We start from the raw sequence: 7151 nt of genomic DNA on the forward strand, positions 1-7151 counted from the left end.
ACCCGTGACGCCGCCCGTCGGCAACGTCGTGTCGGTTACGGCGTGGGTACGCCGCCGAAGACGTCGAGGAACATGGCTCCCGACAGCAGCAGGCCGAGGCCGCCGAGGGCGACTCCGGCCCAGGCCACGGCACGGACCCAGGGCGCGCGGGCGAGTCCGTCGGGCGCGGTGGTCACCCGCGGCAGCAGGAGAACCGCTCCGGCGACGAGCAGCGCGGCCAGCGCGAAGAAGCCCTGGTACAGCGCCGTGGTGTGCCACGGGGCGGTGTAGACGGCGGCGATCTGCTCCTGCGGCTGCGCCTGGCCGGACGAGGTCTTCATCTGGCCCAGCAGGGCCTCCCGCTCGGCGGCCAGCCGGCCGACCCAGGTGCCGGTCAGCGAGGCGAAGCCGAGGACGGCTCCCGCCACGGCAGCGGCGCCGGCGGCCACGCCCGCGGCGGACGCCTTGGCCGGGGCGGACGCCTTGGCCGGGGCGGCGGTCGCGGCACCCGGCTTGTCGTCGGTGCGTTCGGTCACGTCGGTGCGCCGGGCAGCCTCATCGGTGGTGGCCTGCTCCGGGGCCTTGGTGGTGTCCATGGATCGCACCATAGGGGGACGACCCGAGAATCCCATAATCGGATGAACCGGGCGCAACGGTGCGCAACCGACAGTGATCGTTTCCGGGCTCTAGGCGCCCTCCGGCTCCCCGTCGGTCAGCTGCCCCGGAAGATCCGCCGCATGCACCACGGTCAGCCCCGACACCGCCCGGGTCAGTGCGACGTACAGTCGGCGCAGCCCCGTCCGCTCGTCCGGCTCCCCGTCCACCACCGCCGCCGGCTCGTCGAGCACCACGTGGTCGTACTCCAGGCCCTTGGCCAGCGAGGCCGGGACCAAGGTGAGCCGGGCGCCCTCGGATGTCTCCGCGCCGGGGGAGAGACACGGCATGCCCGCCTCGGCCAGGGCCACCGCCAGGGCGGGCAGCCGGGCATCGGCCGCGATGAGACCGATCGATCCCTCGTGCTCCAGGGCATTGCGACAGGCCTCCAGCACGGCCGTGTCCAGCCCGTCCGCGGGCACCCGGCGCACCTGCAGAGAGCCGGGCGCGTCGCGCACCGAGGTCGCCTCGGCGAGCCCGGGGGCGATCGCGGGCAACAGCCGGGACGCGTACGCGATGACGGTGCGCGGCACCCGGAAGCCCACCGTCAGCTCCTCCACCTGCCCCTCCGGCTTGCCGAGATGGGCCAGCGCCTCCGCCCAGCCCGACGTGGCCCACGGCGTGGTGCCCTGGGCCAGGTCGCCCAGCACGGTCGCCGAGCCCGTCGTGCAGCGACGGCCCACCGCCCGGTACTGCATGGGGGACAGGTCCTGCGCCTCGTCGAGGACGACATGCCCGAGGGAGGGCGTGCGCTGCACCAGATCCATCGCCTCGTCGACGAGGACCGCGTCGGCCGCCGTCCAGGGCGCCGACTTCACCCCCCGGGCCGGCTTCGCCCACAGCAGCTGCTTCTGCTCGTCCGCGGTGAGAATGCCCGCCGCCTGCTCGGCCAGGAAGTCCGTGTCCGACAGCAGGCGCAGCACCAGCTTCGCCGGATCGACCGGCGGCCAGGCCGCCTTCACGGCGGCCTTCACCGCGGGGGTGCGCGCCACCGCGTCCTGGACCCGGTCGTCCGGTGCCTCGCCGGCCTGCTCCATCCGCACCAGCACCGCGTGCGCGATGCGCTGCGGCAGTGCGTCGCGGGCCGCGCCGTAGCGGATGTTGCGGGACAGCAACTCCTCGACCAGTTCCTGCACTTCGTGCGCCGGTACGCGCCAGCGCCGCGACCCGCGCACCACGACCACCGGCTCGGCCGGCATCGTCACCCCGGAGCGCACCGCCCGGCGCAGCACCTCCGCCATGCGGGCGTCGCCCTTGAGGGCAGCGGTCGCGGCCGTGTCCGTGCCGCGCACCTCGACGTGCGCCACCAGGTCGTCCAGGGTCGCCTGGGCCACCGCGAGCTCGCCGAGCGCGGGCAGTACCTGCTCGATGTAGTGCAGGAAGGACCGGTTGGGGCCGATGACGAGCGTCCCGGTGCGGGCCAGCCGCTCCCGGTGCGCGTACAGCAGGTAGGCCACCCGGTGCAGGCCGACCGCCGTCTTGCCGGTGCCCGGCGCCCCCTGCACGCACACGGTGCCCGACAGCCCGGCGCGGACGATCTCGTCCTGTTCGGGCTGGATGGTCGCGACGATGTCCCGCATCGGGCCCACGCGCGGCCGTTCGATCTCGGCCTGCAGCAGCTTGCTGGCGGTGCCCAGGTCCTCCTCGGACACGTCGGTGAGGTGCTCGTCCTCGTAGGCGGTCAGCTGCCCGCCCGTGTAGCCGAAGCGCCGGCGCATCGCGATGTCCTGCGGGTCCTTCTGCGACGCCCGGTAGAACGGCTGGGAGACCGGGGCGCGCCAGTCGATGACCATCGGGTCGCCGTCCTCGTCGTGGACGTGCCGGCGGCCGATGTAGAACCGCTCGCCGTCGGCGCCCTCCGCCAACTCCCCGCCGGGCGCGCGCAGATAGTCGAGCCGGCCGAAGAACAGCGGGGTGTGCGCGTGGTCGGCCAGCGCCTTGATGCGCTCGTCGATCTGGTGCCGGAGCACGGCGGCGTTCACCCAGTTCGCCGTGACGTCGCCGATGTCGAGGGCTTCGGCGTCGGCCCGCATGGCGCTCAACGCGGCGCGGGAGGAGGCCAGATGGGCGCGCTCCCGGGCGAGGGGGTCGGACGGTTCAGGGGCATGCGCGGGCACGGGGTCTCTGCCTCCGGGAACGGGCTCGCACGGGTGCGAGGAGTCGAAAGACGTGGGCCCGGCCGGTTTCCGTCCGGTCGGCGGCGCTCTCCCCCCGGCTGCCGTTCGGCGCCGTGGTCCGGGAGGCGGGGAAGCGGCGATTGTAGCCGGGCGCCCGGGGCGGCGCGATCGAATTACGGCGGCGCCCGGCGGACGCGCAGGGCCCCGCGCCGCCCGGAGGCGCAGGTCCGGCGAGCGATACGGGACTTTGGTCCGTTGTGGGCCGTTCGTGTGAATTCCATCATGGAGGCATGACCACTCTGTCCACCCTTGACGGGTCACCGGTGCAGCACACGGGAAGCACGGCGGTCGGCGAAGCTCACGCCCGGCACCTGGTCGGGGACGCCCTGCGGGCGCTGCGGGTCTTCGTGTCCGCCGCGTTCCGCGTCGCGGTCCTCGGCGAGTACGCCGGCCACGAGGGGCACTCCGCGCGCGCCGCCCGGCGCTGAGACGCCGACGGACCCGGCCGAGCCCCGACGGGCGAGCCCGCCGGGACATCCCGGCCTGAATCGTTCTCCTCGGTTAACGTCGCCTCCGGACGCCGACCGGAGGGACGAGCGGGTGTCAGCGAGTTCTTCCGGCACGTCCGGCGACGGCACGTCCGGCGACCGGCCTCCCGGCGACCGGCCTCCCGGCAACCGGGCGACCGGCACCGGAGACGGGTCCCCCGGCCGTGCTGACGGGACCTCCGCGACCGGGGCCGCCGGCGCCGGGTCCAGCCCGTCCCGCCTGCTCCCGTCGCAGCTTCGGCCCTCGGCCCGCACCGCGTTCGCCGGCTCCGTCCTGCTGCTCGCCGTCTCCCTGGCTCTGTTCGCCGCGCTGCTGCTCCTGCGCCATGCCCCCATGGCGGACCTGTTCGTCTACCGGGCCGAGGGCGCGGCCGTCCTGTCCGGCGACGACCCCTACGGCTTCACCGTCACCCGGTGGGACCTGCCCGCCACCTATCCGCCGTTCGCCGCGATCCTCTTCGTCCCGGCAGCGCTCGCCCCGCCCGCGGTCCTCAAGGTCTGCGCCGTCGCCGCCAATCTGGCGCTCCTGGTCCTGCTGGTCCGACTCTCCCTCGACCTGGCCGGGGTACCCCGTGCCCATCCGCTGCGGCCGGCCGCGATCTGCGCCGGCGCCGCACTCGCGCTCTGGCTCGAACCCGTGTTCCAGACGCTGATCTTCGGGCAGATCAACCTGGTGCTCGCCTGCCTCGTGCTGTGGGACGCCGGCCGGCCGGACGGGGCTCGCGGCAAGGGCCTCGCCACCGGCCTGGCCGCGGGCATCAAGATCACCCCGGCGGTCTTCGTCCTCTTCCTGCTCGTCACCGGCCGGCGCCGGGCCGGACTCGCCGCCCTGGCGGCCTTCGCCGGCTCGGTGCTCGCCGGGGCCCTCGCACTTCCGGCTGCGAGCCACGCCTACTGGACCGGGCTGCTGTTCGACACCGGGCGCGTCGGCAAGGTGTGGATCGTCGACAACCAGTCCCTGCACGGACTGATGGGCCGGCTGCTGCACCGGCCCGACGCCGGCGCGGCGGGAACGGTGGCCGCCGTCCTGGTCGTGATCGCCGGCCTCGCGGTCGCCCGCCGGGTCACCCTGCGGGGGCGACCCGAGTGGGGCCTGCTGTGCGCGGCGCTCACCGGGCTGCTCGTCTCCCCGATCAGCTGGAGCCACCACTGGGTGTGGTGCGTGCCGCTGCTCGCCCTGCTGTCCCGCCGACGAGCCGTCCTCGCCGCCGTCGCGGTGGTGTTCACCGCGCGCAGCATGTGGCTGCTGCCGCACCGCGGTGACCTCGACCTGCGACTCCCGTGGTGGCAGCAGCCGCTCGCCGCCCCGTATCCGCTGCTCGGGCTGGCCGTCCTCGCGGCGGTGGCCGCGAGGCAGTGGCGGGCACACCGCCGCGGTGGCCGGGACGGCGTGGCCGTCGCATCCCGGTGGTCGTCGCGCAGTTGAGTGCCGATGGCCCCCAAAGCCGTCACTGCCGTCCGTTCGTTGCCGCCCCGCGCTGTGGTTGCGGCAGATGCCTACTGGATACGCAGTTGGCGGTCCCCGAAGTCGGCGACCATACGAAGCTGACCGCCTAGTGCTGTGACCGGAAAGGTTTGCCGGGTGGCTCGCGGCGTCCGGTGCGGTGCATCGCAAGGCGGAGAATCGTCCTCGTACCGGGCGTACTCGGGCGATGCGACAACGCAGCGAGGCGCCGTACAGGGCGTCGCGAGCCGGTGAGATTTTCCGGTCACAGCACTAGGGCGCGTATCGAGTCGCGATCATCATCCGCCCCGGGTGAGGTCTTTGAGCCAGATCATCGAGGCGCGCAGATTGAGGCCAGCGAGGGCCTCCTGGCGGCGGCCCCGGAAGCGGGCAATCGTCGCGTGGTCGGGGACCTGTTTTGCGCAGATCACCCGGAAGGCGACGTTCTCGCGGCAGCGGCGCTCGATCCCGCGCGAGCTTCGCTCGCCGACGCGGTAGGAGTAGCGAGCAGGGTGAGCATCGTCTTCGGCTCGTGGGCGGCCCGGCCGTGCCCGTCGGAGCGGCAGGCGCCGCAGAAGGGATCGAGGTGGAGCTGCTCGATCGCTTGATCACCGACCAGGCGAGGTGGTCCTCGGGCAGCCAGTCACTCAGGTCAGGGGACTGCAGGGCCGGCAGCAGCGGTTGGTCGCGATCGCATGTGAGGAAGTTCTGTGGCATGCCCCGGTGGTCCAAAACGGCCCGGACGGCAGGGGTTTGCGCGACAACCCCCTTGAGAATCAGATGCCAGAGTTGTCGACGAACCCCACAATATCGAGATACTCGATTTTGGGCGGGACGCCATAAATCCCCGCCACCTTGTCGACGAGCTCCTCCGTGAAGAAAGCACGGGCTTTGTCCTCGTCATCCCACATGTAGAAGTTCCTTGCCTGAACGCCGTCTTCGTCGAGCATGAAGCTCTTGAAGCGAAGGCCGGCCATGCCTTCGAACGGCCCTCGGAGTTCGCCGGCAATCTTTGCGAGAGTTGAACGATCGAACTTGTCGGTCTGCGTGAAAGTCACGAGCACGCCGATCATCGGGCCTCCTATCGCTTGGGTGAGCAACGGTCGATCGAGTGATGCTAGAGGCGGATCCTAGTACGCGCGGCCGGAAATTCTGGTCGTTAGGCCGCGAGTCGGACGTGCGACTCGCGGTCGGCGATGCGGATCAGGGGTGCGGCGGGCTTCGCGCGCTGAACGCCCATCGGGCGGGTGGGCGATTTGACCCATAATTCCGATCAATACTTGCGGACGCGCCTACTGAGCACGTATTGAGTCATGATCAATCTGTGGGATTAGTCATCGCTCCGAGGCCTGATCCGGTAGATCATCTTGCGTGACGCGAGTGCAACTGACAGACGAAGAGTGGGAGTTCATTGGGCCATACCTGCCGATTGGCGAGTATGGCCCGTACCCCGAGCGGCTGCGCCAGCAGTTCGAGGCGTGATCTGGCGGTTCAAGACGGGCGGGCAGTGGCGGGAGATGCCGCAGGAGTTCGGCGCCTGGCAGACCGTCTCCAATCGCTTCCAGCAATGGCGTGACGCCGGCGTGTTCGAGGCCCTGCTGGAGGGTCTGATCGCGGAAGCCGCGAAACGGGGCATGGTGGAACTGTCTCTGGTCGGCATCGACTCCACCACCGCGCGCGCCCACCACGACGCCGCCGGGATGCACCTGAGCGAAGACGTGCTCGTCGCCCTGGAGAAGGCTGCCGCCGAGGAGGAGAAGGCCAGGTCAAAGGGGGCGGCCTCGACGAACAGAACGGGCAGGGAGCCAACGCAGACCCCGAGCGGGTGGAGCCGACGCATCCGGCGTCGCCGAAAGCTGCGACTGAAGGCCGCCCTCCTGGGACGCTTCCGGGGCGGGCAGACCAGCAAGATTCACGTCGCCGGCGACCGGAAGTGTCGCCCGCTGGCGTTCATCCTGACCGCCGGGCAGGCCGCCGACAGCCCGCAGTTCATCCCCGTGCTGAAGAAGGTACGGGTCCGCGGGCCGGTCGGCCGTCCACGCACCCGACCCGACGCGGTCGCCGGGGACAAGGCCTACTCGTCCTCCGGCAACCGCACCCACCTGCGCAGACGCCGCATCAAGGCAGTCATCCCGGACAAGAGGGACCAGGCCGCCAACCGGAAGAACAAGGGCTCCAGGGGCGGCCGACCCGTCAGCCACGACGCAGAGCTCCACAAGGAACGGAATACCGTCGAGCGCCTGATTAACAAGCTCAAGGCCTGGCGAGGCATCGCCACCCGGTACGACAAGACCCCGGACAGCTACCTCGCTGGCCTCTATCTGCGCGCCTCAATGATCTGGCTCAAAGACCTCACCCGGGGCGGATGATGATCGCGACTCGATACGCGCCCTAGCCTCGCCGTTTCGG

At 71.5% G+C, this 7151-nt stretch carries 6 protein-coding genes and 1 pseudogene; 3 read left to right on the forward strand and 4 right to left on the reverse strand.

What is annotated here, in order from left to right; genetic code table 11:
- Positions 1-35 precede the first annotated feature (35 nt).
- Entirely contained in the window at positions 36-575 is a 540-nt protein-coding gene (locus M1E25_RS25145; RefSeq protein WP_251419552.1) for a hypothetical protein, read from the reverse strand.
- A 90-nt stretch (positions 576-665) separates the two neighbouring features.
- Positions 666-2750 carry a HelD family protein gene (locus tag M1E25_RS25150; RefSeq protein ID WP_251419554.1) on the reverse strand — a complete coding sequence of 695 codons (2085 nt, stop codon included), beginning with the start codon at positions 2748-2750 and terminating at the stop codon, positions 666-668.
- A 290-nt stretch (positions 2751-3040) separates the two neighbouring features.
- On the opposite strand from M1E25_RS25150, the gene M1E25_RS25155 reads away from it, so the two are divergent.
- On the forward strand, positions 3041-3238 hold the full coding sequence (locus M1E25_RS25155) for a hypothetical protein (protein WP_251419556.1): 198 nt from the start codon (positions 3041-3043) through the stop codon (positions 3236-3238).
- Positions 3239-3350: 112 nt separating this feature from the next.
- Positions 3351-4724, forward strand: a complete 1374-nt coding sequence (locus M1E25_RS25160) for a glycosyltransferase 87 family protein (RefSeq protein WP_372501449.1) — start codon at positions 3351-3353, stop codon at positions 4722-4724.
- Between the two features lie 317 nt (positions 4725-5041).
- Here M1E25_RS25160 and M1E25_RS25985 read toward each other — a convergent pair whose 3' ends face one another.
- Complete coding sequence (locus M1E25_RS25985; RefSeq protein ID WP_372501451.1) at positions 5042-5317, reverse strand: transposase; 276 nt, start codon at positions 5315-5317, stop codon at positions 5042-5044.
- Positions 5318-5518: 201 nt separating this feature from the next.
- Positions 5519-5815, reverse strand: coding sequence for a hypothetical protein (locus M1E25_RS25165; protein ID WP_251419558.1), 297 nt, complete (start codon positions 5813-5815; stop codon positions 5519-5521).
- A 298-nt stretch (positions 5816-6113) separates the two neighbouring features.
- Here M1E25_RS25165 and M1E25_RS25170 point away from each other — a divergent pair.
- Positions 6114-7111 (forward strand): annotated as a pseudogene (locus M1E25_RS25170) (IS5 family transposase).
- Positions 7112-7151: the final 40 nt, after the last annotated feature.

Source organism: Streptomyces meridianus (assembly GCF_023703325.1).
GTDB classification, from domain to species: Bacteria; Actinomycetota; Actinomycetes; order Streptomycetales; family Streptomycetaceae; genus Streptomyces; species Streptomyces meridianus.

What these genes read in the sequence shown, in the direction of transcription:
- M1E25_RS25165 (WP_251419558.1), bottom strand. Translation starts at nt 5,815, where the DNA reads ATGATCGGCGTGCTCGTGACTTTCACGCAGACCGACAAGTTCGATCGT.
- M1E25_RS25155 (WP_251419556.1), top strand. Translation starts at nt 3,041, where the DNA reads ATGACCACTCTGTCCACCCTTGACGGGTCACCGGTGCAGCACACGGGA.
- M1E25_RS25145 (WP_251419552.1), bottom strand. Translation starts at nt 575, where the DNA reads ATGGACACCACCAAGGCCCCGGAGCAGGCCACCACCGATGAGGCTGCC.